The organism is Ruegeria sp. D1(2025) (assembly GCF_056536425.1).
The window spans coordinates 1-12,570 of sequence record NZ_JBQFPO010000023.1; the positions used below are offsets into that span (position 1 = coordinate 1).

Annotated in this window: 11 protein-coding genes and 2 pseudogenes; 8 read left to right on the forward strand and 5 right to left on the reverse strand. The window is 51.6% G+C overall.

Annotation, left to right across the window (positions count from 1 at the left end):
• Positions 1-259 precede the first annotated feature (259 nt).
• On the forward strand, positions 260-937 hold the full coding sequence (locus tag ACR1XU_RS22700; protein ID WP_480553116.1) for an ankyrin repeat domain-containing protein: 678 nt from the start codon (positions 260-262) through the stop codon (positions 935-937).
• Positions 938-1,074: 137 nt separating this feature from the next.
• Positions 1,075-1,584, forward strand: a complete 510-nt coding sequence (locus ACR1XU_RS22705) for a nucleoside deaminase (RefSeq protein ID WP_480553115.1) — start codon at positions 1,075-1,077, stop codon at positions 1,582-1,584.
• Positions 1,585-2,340: 756 nt separating this feature from the next.
• Here ACR1XU_RS22705 and ACR1XU_RS22710 read toward each other — a convergent pair.
• Complete coding sequence (locus ACR1XU_RS22710; protein WP_480909505.1) at positions 2,341-2,922, reverse strand: TetR/AcrR family transcriptional regulator; 582 nt, start codon at positions 2,920-2,922, stop codon at positions 2,341-2,343.
• 111 nt (positions 2,923-3,033) lie between these two features.
• On the opposite strand from ACR1XU_RS22710, the pseudogene ACR1XU_RS22715 reads away from it, so the two are divergent.
• The 4 genes and pseudogenes from ACR1XU_RS22715 (at position 3,034) to ACR1XU_RS22730 (ending at position 7,668) form a co-directional block, all read left to right on the forward strand.
• Positions 3,034-3,625: pseudogene (locus ACR1XU_RS22715) on the forward strand (YceI family protein).
• A 65-nt stretch (positions 3,626-3,690) separates the two neighbouring features.
• Positions 3,691-4,230: a luciferase domain-containing protein gene (locus tag ACR1XU_RS22720; RefSeq protein WP_480909508.1), complete on the forward strand. Its 540-nt coding sequence runs from the start codon at positions 3,691-3,693 to the stop codon at positions 4,228-4,230.
• Between the two features lie 478 nt (positions 4,231-4,708).
• Positions 4,709-6,073 (forward strand): alpha/beta fold hydrolase, encoded by a 1,365-nt coding sequence (locus tag ACR1XU_RS22725; RefSeq protein ID WP_480553112.1) that lies wholly within the window; start codon positions 4,709-4,711, stop codon positions 6,071-6,073.
• Between the two features lie 254 nt (positions 6,074-6,327).
• On the forward strand, positions 6,328-7,668 hold the full coding sequence (locus tag ACR1XU_RS22730; RefSeq protein WP_480909511.1) for an adenylate/guanylate cyclase domain-containing protein: 1,341 nt from the start codon (positions 6,328-6,330) through the stop codon (positions 7,666-7,668).
• An 81-nt stretch (positions 7,669-7,749) separates the two neighbouring features.
• Here the strand turns inward: ACR1XU_RS22730 and ACR1XU_RS22735 are convergent, their stop codons facing one another.
• The gene (locus tag ACR1XU_RS22735) at positions 7,750-8,676 is read right to left on the reverse strand and encodes a DMT family transporter (protein WP_480909514.1); all 927 of its coding nucleotides are present in this window, start codon (positions 8,674-8,676) and stop codon (positions 7,750-7,752) included.
• 269 nt (positions 8,677-8,945) lie between these two features.
• Between ACR1XU_RS22735 and ACR1XU_RS22740 the strand changes: the two genes are divergently transcribed.
• Positions 8,946-10,484: a hypothetical protein gene (locus tag ACR1XU_RS22740; protein ID WP_480909517.1), complete on the forward strand. Its 1,539-nt coding sequence runs from the start codon at positions 8,946-8,948 to the stop codon at positions 10,482-10,484.
• A gap of 239 nt (positions 10,485-10,723) precedes the next feature.
• Here the strand turns inward: ACR1XU_RS22740 and ACR1XU_RS22745 are convergent, their stop codons facing one another.
• Both ACR1XU_RS22745 and ACR1XU_RS22750 read right to left on the reverse strand, forming a co-directional pair.
• The gene (locus ACR1XU_RS22745; RefSeq protein ID WP_480909520.1) at positions 10,724-10,975 is read right to left on the reverse strand and encodes a hypothetical protein; all 252 of its coding nucleotides are present in this window, start codon (positions 10,973-10,975) and stop codon (positions 10,724-10,726) included.
• Between the two features lie 88 nt (positions 10,976-11,063).
• Complete coding sequence (locus tag ACR1XU_RS22750; protein ID WP_480909522.1) at positions 11,064-11,504, reverse strand: hypothetical protein; 441 nt, start codon at positions 11,502-11,504, stop codon at positions 11,064-11,066.
• A 239-nt stretch (positions 11,505-11,743) separates the two neighbouring features.
• Here ACR1XU_RS22750 and ACR1XU_RS22755 point away from each other — a divergent pair, with 239 nt between their 5' ends.
• The gene (locus ACR1XU_RS22755) at positions 11,744-12,046 is read left to right on the forward strand and encodes a hypothetical protein (protein WP_170617598.1); all 303 of its coding nucleotides are present in this window, start codon (positions 11,744-11,746) and stop codon (positions 12,044-12,046) included.
• Between the two features lie 429 nt (positions 12,047-12,475).
• Here the strand turns inward: ACR1XU_RS22755 and ACR1XU_RS22760 are convergent.
• Positions 12,476-12,570 (reverse strand): annotated as a pseudogene (locus tag ACR1XU_RS22760) (IS5/IS1182 family transposase); the annotation flags it as partial.

Consider the following 12,570-nt stretch of genomic DNA (forward strand, 5'->3'; position numbering starts at 1 on the left):
TACTGGGTTCGATGCAAATCTGGCGTCATCCCGGGCCAGATAATTTAGCCGAGCTAACTCTCAATGGTCTTGTCCGGCTAACTTGGGTTGAGGTGGACAAGGGCCTTCGTACTCACTTTCGCAATTGGCCCATTCCTGACGTTCAGTAGCTTTTGACTATGCTGCCCTGAGCAGTCGTTGGTGCTCGTTGCAGCTATTTCTTGATAGAAGGTCTGCGAACTTGGAGACTTTCACCAGTATTTGAGTAAAAGGATTGGCCATGTTTCGTCTTTTTCTATTTGCGTTTGTGATGGTTCTCGCCGTCAACGCGGGCACGGCGCAGACACCACCTTCGGTTGGTGAAGTCGAGAATTACGACGGTCTCTTCGCAGCCGCTCACACCGGCAACCAAGAAATGATCCGGCAGCTCGTTGCGGCGGGGGCAAATGTCAACGCGAGGGACTCGCGAGGCCGCACACCAGCCCATGTGGCAGCCTTTGCTTCAGAGGACGAGGCATTGCGTGCACTCGCTGAGGCCGGTGCCGACATGAATGCGCTTGAGGGTCAGGCCTACGACGTGGTCACTATTGCGGCCGTTGCAAACGATCCAGAATTGATGACGCTCGCCATCGAGTTAGGCAATTATCCGGGTCTAACGACCAGCCCTTATGAAGGAACGGCTCTGATAGCAGCTGCGCACCTCGGTCATGTCGAGATTGTCCGACGGCTGATCGCTGCTGGCGCGCCTCTGGACCATGTGAACAATCTGCACTGGACCGCAGTTATGGAAGCCGTTGTGCTTGGTGACGGCGGCCCGGATCATCTTAAAGTTCTGGATGCATTATTAGCGGCGGGTGCTGACAGAACGCTTGCCGATCGAAACGGAACTACGCCGCTCGAACACGCCGAGCTGCGCGGGTTTTCTGAGATGGCAGATCGGCTAAGAAAAAAGGACTGAAACCAATCAAGCAGGCTGAAGCGGTGAGGCTCACCTAAAAGGTGCCTATAGCAGCTTGGATTGGACCGGCCTCAGTTCGAGGCCTCCTCGTGGTAGGGTAGTGGCGAAGATGCATACATCTCACGGATTTTGGCAAAATGAACAAGTTTAGAAAAATTGAGCAGGACCGCCACCGCGCACTCGTTTTCGCGAGGCGTGGCTTTCTTGCTGCGTCCGGCTCTGGCGCACTGACGGTCGGCTTGACTGGCTCCGTCGCGGGACAAACTTCCTCGAGGATGGACGACACGATACCTCAACCAAGTGACCCCAGCGATGCCACGTTCATGGAGCGCGCTTTCGAGATGCAACAATATGCAATTGACCATGGAGACCAGGGGTTCGGTGCAGTCGTGGTTCGCGACAATGTTATTATTGGCCAATCATGGAGCAGGGTTATTTTGGATCAAGACCCCACGGGCCACGCTGAAATGGCCGCGATCAGGGACGCGGCGCGCCGTCTCAATGATCGAGATTTGACCAGATCGGTCATGTACTCATCTTCCAAGCCCTGTTCCATGTGTGAAGCAGCGGCTTTTTGGGCTGGGGTTCGTCACATGTTCTTTGGCCGGGAAATCAGGAGCGCGGGATCACCGAAGCTTTGCGGTTAGATAGGTTCTCAGTCACCAGCAAAGTTTACTGTTGCGTTCGCATCCGGCGATGGGAATTGGCCCAGTGAGGGCAATTGTGAAAGCCGCAACGAATGGCCGTGTGAGCCCGTTGTTGCTTTCGATTTTCATCAAGTTGCAGTCGCACGAAGGTGTGACCGTCAACCCAGCCCGCCAAGTGAGTGAAATTAGGGAGATAGACTAGCTATGCAAAAGGAGCCTTGTCCGTTGATAGCCCATGGCAGAATGGTTCAAAGCCGCAGGATTGGCCTGACTACGGCAAATTCACGCGATGCCTAGCTCGAAATAATCGTGGGCTTCGTGTGGGTTGGCATCCCAGGAAGTGACCATCTTGAAACCAAGCCTTTCGTACAGCCGCCTGACGTTCGCCTGTCATCAGCCTGACGGTGTGATACCCTTGCTCTCTAGCCAAGCCAATCACACGTTTGCAAACCGCTGAGACCTTTGCTGCCAAATCAAATCAATGTCGGCATTGTCCGCAAAGCACCCCTTCAACTGACTCAAGCTAAGATCTGCTTCGAGCCCAAATTGACCGATGTTGCACGGTGCCCCAACGACAGGAATGCGCAGAAAGCAAACTTTGCAAACCTCAACGAACGATCATAGTGAACGTTTGCCGAGACCTTTTGGAGCGGCAGCTATGAGGAACTGGCTGGACAGGCTATTGATCATAACTTGCTGTTCTGTCGAAATCTCGCGCCAGGTGCAGGTCGCTTTGATTTCAAGGTCAGGCGATGGTCACTGTCCCGAATTGGTTTTCGCGATACTGCAAAGTAGATCGACATGTTTGTCCAACCATTCTTCGTTCAGCGCCTCGTGACGTATGAGCTTGCGGAAATAAAGTGCTGCGACAGCTAGTTCTATAAGCTGTTCAACCGGAACATCCGCGGCAATCTCACCTCGGTCTATTGCGGCTGCAAATACTGCTTCAACACTTGCGAACCTGTCTTTCATGAATTCAGTGATCACCAACCGCGCTTCTGCATCGGTGGACGCAGAAGCGACTACCTGAGGTGCAATTTGACCCCATGGTGTGTCATTCAAGGCTCCCATCAGTACGCCGAGTAACCAACGCAGGTCAGATCGCAGAGGGCCATCGGTTTTGGGCGGTATGTTCGGTGGTGTTGCGATGCGCCGGAATGCTGCATCACGCAGACTACGCGCATCTGGCCAGTGCCTGTAAAGTGTACTGCGCGAAATGCCCGTTGCCTTTGAAACTGCGCCATGAGTTACGTGCAGCACGCCTTCATCCATCAGTATCTTTTGCGCCGCATCAAGCGCCGCCTGTCGTGTGGCGATCAGCCTAGGATCTTCTTTCAATCACCTCTCCTGTAGAACATTTTGTTGCACAGTAGAACATTTTGTTCTAAAAGCTTGGTCGGTCAAAACCTAAATCCCACAAATACGTCTTGTCAAAACGGGAGCGTATCAATGTTCAAAGTGGCAGCAACCCCGCTGGCGGTACTCTTATCGATGGGTGCGACAAACGCATTGTCCGAGGGTGGCACCTACGAGCTGGATCCTGGACATAGCCAGGTATTGTTCAGCTACGACCACATCGGTTTTTCAGAAACATTTGGAATGTTCTCAGGTTTTAGCAGTGAGATAGAGTTTAACGAAGATGATCCGTTATCATCATCTGTCTTAGTGTCTATGCCTGTAAAATCCATGATCACGGGCTGGGACGCCCGTCTGCAACACTTCATGTCCGATGACTTTTTTAGCGCAAGTGACAGTGACATGGTCACATTCGCCTCGACCAGCATTGAAGTCACCGGGGACAATACCGCGAATACTTCTGGCGACCTGACCATGAATGGCATCACCAAACCTGTTGTTTTGGAAACAACGCTTAACAAGTCAGCTCCACACCCGTTTGGCCCAAAAAGAGGGCACGTCGACCCTGGGCCTGGCAGCCACGGCGACCATCGTGCGGTCTGAATTCGGACTTGGGGTCTTTGTGCCAGCGGTGAGCGACGAGATAGAGCTCTTGATCAATATCGAAGCTTTAAAGGCTGAATGATGTGTGCAAGGGCGCCGATACTGCGCTGAACGCTCATTCCTTGATTTTGGCGGATGGTCAACACGATGAATGAAATCCTGAGAGCATTGGCGGTTGCTGCAACGGCGGTGGCATTGACGTGCCCGTTGGCATCCGCACAAGAGCGCCCCTTGCCGGAGCGCACCTCACCCCGTCCTGAAACGACAAGCGGCGTACCGCATACTCAGATTGGTGTCGAAATTGATACCGACTTGGCCAAGCTATTGCTGGAGCGTGTTGCGCAACTCCCAGGGGTCACACTTGGCCCGACACGCATATCGCTTCCTGGCGCGATTGGTTTTCAGCTTGATCCCGACATGCTGCTGTCTCAACCGAACTCTATCGTGGGTGGGTTTGAGTTTGCGCATATGCATCCTGATGGCAGCTTGCACGCGTCGCTGCATCCGGCAATGGCGCGACGGGCAATTGAGGCTGGCTGGGCCGTAGCTCACCCTTGGGCCAAGCAACGTCCTGGGTGGAGCGGCTTTGTCATGATATATACACCGACCACACCAGAAGAGTTGGATGTCGTCATCGATCTGGTAGAAAGCTCGTACACCTTCATCACCGGCAACACCTTGGGCTAAGCTCGAATTGCGCGAAAGTGTGCGGGGACGCCTGTTTTCTGTCAGAGAGCAGTTTCAGCCACCTTGTTTCTCGCGTTCATTTTTTCTTAAATTGTCGCCGTGGCGAAGCGCTCGATACCTTCAAGCCATTCACACTAATGGTAGCTGCCTTCCGCTTGTTAGATTTTGCAAAGCTCGGAGTCGAAGTTCCGCTTCGGGCTGCCATCGGTCACAGATGAGAAGAACTACGGACTGATACCATTGGAATGGATATTTCGAAGTGAACCTTCGTTAGCGACGCGAAATGCGTTAATCATTCACCTTAGTTCTAGGTTTCGCCAGCCAAGAAGACATTTTGCTCGGCTGTGTGTTTCAACGCAAGTTTGGGAACTTGCAGGCTTAGCAAAATGCCCAGGCACAAGTTTTGGTCACAAAAATCTATTCGTCTGTTAATTTTGGTTCAGAGGAATTGGTTTAGCTAAAAGGATCACATCGACTGATGAAGCGGAAAATTGCTGCGATCCTAAGCCTCGATGTCGTCGATTATACCAAGCGCATGTCAGAGGATGCTGAGACCACGCTGAACACTCTACAACGCATTTTGGACGATGTGATCAGACCGTTGGTCCATGAAAACAAAGGACGAATATTCAAGCTGATGGGAGATGGTGCCTTGGTTGAGTTTGTTGCAGCCACAGACGCAATTAATGCTGCCAGCCAGATTTTCAATCAGATGAGAGATGAAGACGTAACACTTCGAGGAGGTCTCCACGTTGGCGACGTAATGCCAAATGGCACAGACTTGTTCGGAGAGGCCGTGAATGTTGCGTCGCGCCTTCAGTCCAGCGCGCATATTGGAAGTTGTCTCGTCAGCAAGACAGCTGCTGAAGTTGCGGGAACTTCGCTGGCGGTTGCTTTGCGACCAGAAAGCTCGATACGGTTGAAGGGAATTCCAAATCCAGTGGAAGCCTACTCTATTGATTTAGATGGTGACAAAAGACGCGCAAAGAACAAGCTGCTGGCTAGCTCTCAAGACGTCCGCTTTGCAAAATCAAAAGACGGTACAACGCTTGCCTGGACATCCACTGGAAGTGGTAGAAAGTTACTGGTCACACCAAACTGGCTTAGGCATCTGGAATACGATTGGACGATGAACACCATCGCCGGGTGGTTGCCGCTGCTTTCTGAAAATCACTGCCTTTATCGGTTTGATGGTAGAAACAATGGCTTGTCCCAGAGGGGCGTGCAGGATGTGTCTTTGAATCGGATCGTCGAAGATGTTGAGGCCGTACTGGACGCAGCCGGGATCGAAAAAGTTCCATTGTTTGGCATTTCTTTTGGGGCAACCATTGCCGCGGCTTTTGCCGCACATAATCCTGACCGTGTTTCGGGGTTGGTTCTACTCGGTGGATTTGCACAAGGACTCGCGGTGCGTTCACAGCCCGGAATTGCTGCGCTTGGGCAAGCAATGATGGATATGAGTCTTGAAGGCTGGAACGATGAATACCCGTCTGCAAGAGACTTGATGGCGCAATCATTTGCTCCAACCGCAAGTCCACATGACCAGCGCACTTATGCAGAATTTATGAAAGTGGCAATGGACCATCAGGATTGGCTCAAGATTGGACCACTGGTCGCAGGGGTCGACGTAACCGATCTACTTCTGCGGATCACCTGTCCGGCTCTGGTTATGCACGCTAATCGAGACAGGATGCACAGTGTTGAACAAGGTAGGATATTCGCCTCCGGCATCCAGAATGCGCGCTTTATTGGCCTTGAGACAGCAAACAATACGATGCCAGAGTATGATCCTGCCTGGCCTAAAGCCCTAGTGGAAATAGAGGGTTTTTTGAACTCAATTTGAGCAGTGTACGTTGTTCATCGCCAAAACTTTATTGTTCGAAGGTAAGAGGATGCCGTGCGCCCTTCGATTTTCGATACTGGAATTTAAAAACTCTAGGCTTCTCGTCATCGACCGCTTTGTCCGCAAAGCAGATGTTGAGCAGATTCCACGAAATGTCCGCTCCGAGCCCAAAGCGGACGTAGTTGTATTGCTTCTCTGTCCTTGCGAGGGAATGACTTAGCGATTTGGCGTTTGTAGGTTAGACTGTCTGGCGCATGTCAGAAGCCTTTCAAGAAAGAGTACGATTACGCGGCTGCGCGGCTTTCGCTGAGGAAGAGCGCCAAGGCATGATGCTCGCCGCAAAGGTCCGAACCATTTCTCTTACGCTTGTTCTTCTGTGGCAGGCCATTGACAGCCCGGAGACTGGACTATCGCATTTTTTTGTTCTTCTTGAAATCTTCGCTTTTGTTTTGCTTGGCGGTTTGCAGTACATCGCGGCTTACTCGCGTCTTGGCGGACGCAGCATTCAGTACGTGTTCGTTACGTTGGATTGCCTATTTCTAGCGGTAATTTTCAGCCTCAGTGTGCCGTTTTCCGGCGCTTCGTTGCCGCCGGCTATTTCGATGGATACCGCGCGTTTTCTTTATTTTTTGATGTTTCTTATGCAGGCATCGTTTAGTTTTCGACCTTTCCTGGTTGTCTGGTGTGGAATCAGTATAATCATTGCTCGCGCCGGCATGTGGGTATGGTTTTTGAGCCTGCCAGGTGCATACAGTAATTTGGATCTGCCGGAACAGACAGTCGAAGCCTGGCTTGCCGCAGGCGCTGACCTCAACTTTCTGTTTCTCGGATATGCCGCCACAGAATTACTGGTCGTGGTGATATTGTCTGCGGGGCTTGCTGTTGTTGTTGCGCGATCTCGGCGGCTCGTTAGCAATCTCCTATCGACTGAGAGAAAGCGGGCCAGTCTGGCAAGATATTTTTCACCAAATGTCGTCGACCAATTAAGCAGATCAGATGTTGGTCTTTCAGCCGGTAGGCACCAAAAAGTGGCGGTACTTTTTGCGGACATTATAGGCTTCACAAAACTTTGCGAAAATGCGACCGCCGATGAGGTGATTGAGCTTCTTAGAGGCTATCACGACCGTTTGGGTAAAGCGGTCTTCGAAAACTCTGGCACCTTGGATAAATACATTGGCGACGGGCTCATGGCGACCTTTGGAACTCCCAGTCCGGGCCCTCACGACCCCGCAAACGCCTTAAACAGCGCCTATGAAATGATCGACGCATTGGACCATTGGAACGCTAAAAGGTTGTTGTTCGGAGACGACCCGATCCGAGTTGGCATCGGACTGCACTGGGGCACCGTGGTCGCCGGAGACATAGGGAATGAACGACGCTTGGAATACAGCGTAATTGGCGACACTGTGAACATCGCAAGCAGGATCGAACACTTGACCAGACAACTTAACACTCAGCTGGTTGTGAGCGACGACCTGGTCTGTGCAATCAAGCAGGACGATCCAAATGCTAATCTTGATCAATTAATGGATGCAGGCCCTCAGAAAATCCGCGGAAGAACGTCTGAAGTGAAAGTCTGGATTTATTCCAAGTAGCGATAGTGATCGCAGTTGACCGTGTTGTCAGCGTTGCGGCCGCTCATGCGAGTGCATCGAATGAACGGACCGAGCCCAGTACTACCGCCTTGGTGACTTTGCGAGCACGGTAGATACCGTGCGCGTCTTTCTGCTTCTTGTGATCGCGATTGCGCCCAGCACTAAGGCACATGCCAAAGCTTGAGGTAAAGAGACGGCTTCGCCAAAAGCAAGAAGTCCCACGGCAAACATCGTGGGTAGCTCGATACTTCCGACCACCGCAGTTTGGGAGGCTCCAATGACAGGCGAGCAAATCGTGTAGATAAGCTGGGGCACGAACGCGGTGACCAGTCCAATACCAGCAATGAGAAGCCAATCGGATTGTTCTCTAGGAAGAAGCTCTCCAACCTCAGTACCAAGGATGAGCGGTGTGAGGCCCAGTACAGACCCCAGAGAAACTGACGCGATTCGTGCCAACGGCGCAATCCGTGCCAACTTGTGTACGAGGACGCAAATTCCGAAGCCAAACCCAAATGGAGCGGCGAGAGATATCAACAGCGTTGGCAGATGCTCCGCAGGCACTGACGCGGGCGAACCAGCAATGACAGCCGCCACCACAATCAGACCAGCGGCCAATATGGCGCGTCGCGTGGGTGCATCGCCAAACACAGCCCAAGCAATAACTAGGGTGAACACCGGATAGGTCATGTAGAGCACACCCACTGTCGATGCGGGCAACTTCTCCAGCGCCGTTACATATCCGATCCAACCAATCCCCATTACTGCTCCGGCTGAAAGGCCCCAAGTGATCTCTCGCCATTCTTTTCGGTGCAAGATGAGAACTGGAAGCAAAAGAACTGCCGCAACAATGTAGCGATAGAATGCGACCGCATAGGGTGCGACGCCTTGCTCGGTCAGGCTGCGGCTGAAATAGGGAACCAGTCCGAAACAGATTGAAGCAAAAAGGACACCAACAACCGCAAATGCATAAGGTATGGGCGGTCGATTTCGCGCAGATGTCGTTGCCATAATCTGGAGCTACCACGCATTTGCATTTTCGTCTTTAAAGATTCTTCGAACGACAGCTTTGCCCACATAAATGCGGTAGAAAAGCGCATTGTGTCCAACGCACCCGTCAGGTCGTTTGCAGCAGTTGCTATCGCAGTGAAAATAAGTTGGAACACGAAACACCGAACTTAGAGATGGCGATCACTTCCAAAAGGTGTTGTCTCCTTTGTCGTGCTACCCAGAGTGTGCTACTTAGGTTATTTGGCGCGGCTGACCCCAAGGTGTGACTCTTGCCCTTAGAAGTGAGTAGAGAAGAGGTCCTGGAAGAGCTGGAACGTATTGTTGGTTCGAGTGACTTCGCGGTCAGCAAACGCAACAGATTTTTTTTTGAACACCTCGTCAGAAGTGAAATCGACGGCAGGGGTAAAGAACTTCATGGCACTGCGTTGGCAATGGATGTGTTTGGACGAGGCGCAGACTTTGATCCCAACACTGATCCCGTTGTGCGAACTGAAGCGGTAAAACTGAGAAAGGCATTAAATTATTTTTATTTGACCTCAGGTCGACAAAACAGGGTAGAAATATCGGTTCCAAAAGGTCGGTATCGACCCACCTTTCGCATTCGAGAATTTCAGTCAAATAACGCGAGTTTGACTGATGAGCAAACGCCAAGGTTGCCCACGCTAGGCATTAGATCGTTCTCAGGGTCAGAGACTGCGCGTGCAATTTTTTTTCGCGGTGGTTTGCCAGAAGAGATTGCGCTGGAACTCGCCCGTTTCGGTTATGTCCGGGTACTTACAGGTTTTAGGGCCGAAAACTCTAAGTCACAAACCCAGGAAGAACATAACTCGCTTGAGCGCTGCGATTATGTTCTGGGAGGAACGGTTCGCGAAGATGGCGAGTGTTTGCGCATAGTTGTTCAATTGAAACGAAGAGACACCGGTGACCTAGTATGGTCGGAGCGCAAAGACATCTTTTTGAGCAACGCCAATGTTTTCGATGCTCAAGAAGACGTCGCAAAGCGCTGCGCCGTCTGCATTGCGGATGCATATGGGTTTGTTGCAACCGACGCTGCGAGAAACGCTCAAACGCGACCGGCTTCGGACTCAAACGTGTATGAAGCTCTGTTGGCGTTCCACACCCACCTTCGCGCAAATAAAGTCAGCAGCTTGGCGCGAATGTTGGAACTGTCGCAAGCTGCTGTCAGGGAGAACCCAACCAGTGGCTTGGCGCACGCACTATTGGCGTTTGGATATGTTGAACAGGTAGGTGTTGGACAAAAACGATTGAAGTCCGTTGTCGAAGATGGCCGAACTCATGCAGAGAAAGCACTGGCTTTTGAGCCAAATTGCCAGGAGGCTCTGATCGCAGCAGCCGTCTATGCCCAATTGGATGGAGATAAACCTAGTTTTCTGCAATTAATTGATGCCGCAATTCGCGCCAATCCGAATGGCAATCTTCTGCTCGCTGTGGCTGGAGGATGGATTGCATTTGTCGGCGACCCCAATAAAGGCGCGGAATTGGTGCGACAAGCGACGGATGCGAATCCCATGTTGCCAACTTGGACCCAGATTACACTTTGCTTGGAAGACGTTGAGAAAGGAGACTTCAAGGCCGCTGTCAAAAAAGTACGCCAAATAGATGTGCGAGACTATTTCATTGATCGTTTGATTATTTCCGCGGTGCATAGCCTAGCCGGTGAAACAGGGCTGGCCAGAGCACAATTGCCTCAAGTAAACGGCGACTTCACAATTGACGAATACATAAACGATCTACCCTTCGCGCGCGGCCTGGTCGAAATGATCCGTGCAGGGTTGGAGCGCCTTTGAAGCGGTAGATTCTGGCAAGTGATGGAATGAGACAAAACTGCTGTTTTGATTTTCGCAAAGTCGCAGGCAATTGAAAAATTCGTTGTTCTTACTCATACACAGCGCGGTTTTCGAAGGTTCAACCGTTTTTTCTTGAATCGTCCAACAATCTGCAGCCAGTCGTGATATTTTTGGCGTCTCTTGCGTCCGGTTGAAGACGAGTCTCGTATTGCCCGGCAGAACCTTCGCAATCCTTTGAATCACCGCCGAAAAGAGTCCGGTTGGGTCCCAGTGAGTCTTTGAACACGCAGTACATAGGCTTGCTGCTCAGCTGCATCTGAGTAAAAGAAAAACTCATGGTGCACGCAAGCAAACCGACCGTTGACCAGAAAATCTTCATAAATTTTTTGGTGTAGATCACTAAGGTCGTCAGTCTTTTGGTAGAACTTCAATATGTCTTTGGGCGTTATCGAAAGGACAATGTCCCAAGCTTGTGAATCAAGGTCTTTCATTTTCTTCTCCAATCAATGCGTTTACTGTGGAGCCCCTAAAACACCCGGTGCCTCTTCTTGCAGCGACCCGGTTAAGGCCGAATGCGGATCACTGTTGTTTGCTCGTCCGGTTCGATGGGTTCTCGCGCCCGATGCCAATCATTATGGATTGTTCTCTTTTGACCTGGTCGACAGCGTCAGTAAGCAGGGACTTTTCTGCACTGCTTGCTGCAATCAAGTAATCTGTGATTTCGGGCAGGACGTTATTCCACGTTGGACATGCCAATGCGAACTGAGCGAAGAAGTTTGCTGTGAATTTGAACAGCCGCTCTGCGCTTGCGGCATTGGATTCTCGGGCGGCCCAAAGTAAGGTTTCCCAAAGGCCATTTTCGAAGGCGATCAGCGCCCGAGGAGTCTTGTCAACGTAAATCTGAACTTTGTGCTTTCTGGCAACTGAAAGCTCAGACGTACGTAAGACCAAATTGTGTGCCGCAGCTGTAGTCGCCGGGTATTGGTTTCGCAGCGTCGTTAGCAGATCAAATTGTGACATCTTTTCTCTCCACCTTTCCAGTTTGTGCAAAACGAAAATGTGAAGAGTTCACCGTTCCTTGGAGGTGTCCTACAGTAGTGCAACTGTTGTTGGATGGACGTCCGACTTCGTTGCGCGTTGCCTGAAAAAAAAGGATTTCGCACAAGACGTAGAATTGCGCATTTTGGGCTCGAAGTAGACGCTCGAAAAATTTGACTGAACGGTTGCTGACCTATCTTTGAGGAATAAAGGAGTTGCGTATGAAAAAATGGGCGTGTTTCGGGTTTGCGGTGTTGGCTTCAGCTTGCGCCACTACTACCCAGGCTCCTTTGGTCACCAATGCAATTGGTCAGACCGCTATTCAAATCAACACAAATGGGCTGACTTGCTACAACTCTGCCTGCCTGGAAATCACAAGAAGCAGCGTTCGTGTAGTCGGACACAAACGAGCGCGGATTCCCAAGGGTATTGATGTCAGCGATGGAACCGTCACACCTGACGAGTTCCAGCGAATGCGCCAAGCAGCAATGCTGGCAGGCGGACCTGGTTCTGGCAATCGGTAAGCAGAGAACAGGTTGAAGTGTGTTCAACGATGAATTCCAGGCATGATGCCCAGAACGCGGATCGACAGATAGGGCTATCCTAGCTGAGAGGCCAGATGCAACGCTTGTGGTTCCCCAGTTTTCTTAGCCATAACGGCAGACCATTTCAATCGAGGCGGATCACCAAAACGGTTTCCATGGGAGACTGTGCAGTCCGACTGGTGAGTAGCTTTCCCTGCTTAGCTATGCAGCGCTTTGGCCAAGACGGCGCATTAGACCGGCGATGCACAAGTCCGCGACAGCGGACCCTCCCGTCCTAAAGACGAGAGGCCGACGTCATGGGGAAGCGATAGCGCATGAGTCCACTAGTCCCCGAAACCCTAGTCCGAAATGGCCCAGAACATGGGGCTAGAAACTCGGTGCCGACGAAAGGTGGCACCGCGCTTGCAGCGCTTCGCCGATATGGTTCCCTGTGATCTCTACGGCCCGAACCTCCAGCGTTTCCTCATCAATCCCGAAGTGGATCTTGCGCCAGACGCGCCGCT

Excerpts from the sequence above, each read along its gene's own strand:
- ACR1XU_RS22750 (WP_480909522.1), bottom strand. The coding sequence starts at position 11,504 with ATGTCACAATTTGATCTGCTAACGACGCTGCGAAACCAATACCCGGCG.
- ACR1XU_RS22720 (WP_480909508.1), top strand. The coding sequence starts at position 3,691 with ATGAATGAAATCCTGAGAGCATTGGCGGTTGCTGCAACGGCGGTGGCA.
- ACR1XU_RS22700 (WP_480553116.1), top strand. The coding sequence starts at position 260 with ATGTTTCGTCTTTTTCTATTTGCGTTTGTGATGGTTCTCGCCGTCAAC.
- ACR1XU_RS22755 (WP_170617598.1), top strand. The coding sequence starts at position 11,744 with ATGAAAAAATGGGCGTGTTTCGGGTTTGCGGTGTTGGCTTCAGCTTGC.
- ACR1XU_RS22730 (WP_480909511.1), top strand. The coding sequence starts at position 6,328 with ATGTCAGAAGCCTTTCAAGAAAGAGTACGATTACGCGGCTGCGCGGCT.
- ACR1XU_RS22735 (WP_480909514.1), bottom strand. The coding sequence starts at position 8,676 with ATGGCAACGACATCTGCGCGAAATCGACCGCCCATACCTTATGCATTT.
- ACR1XU_RS22705 (WP_480553115.1), top strand. The coding sequence starts at position 1,075 with ATGAACAAGTTTAGAAAAATTGAGCAGGACCGCCACCGCGCACTCGTT.
- ACR1XU_RS22725 (WP_480553112.1), top strand. The coding sequence starts at position 4,709 with ATGAAGCGGAAAATTGCTGCGATCCTAAGCCTCGATGTCGTCGATTAT.
- ACR1XU_RS22745 (WP_480909520.1), bottom strand. The coding sequence starts at position 10,975 with ATGAAAGACCTTGATTCACAAGCTTGGGACATTGTCCTTTCGATAACG.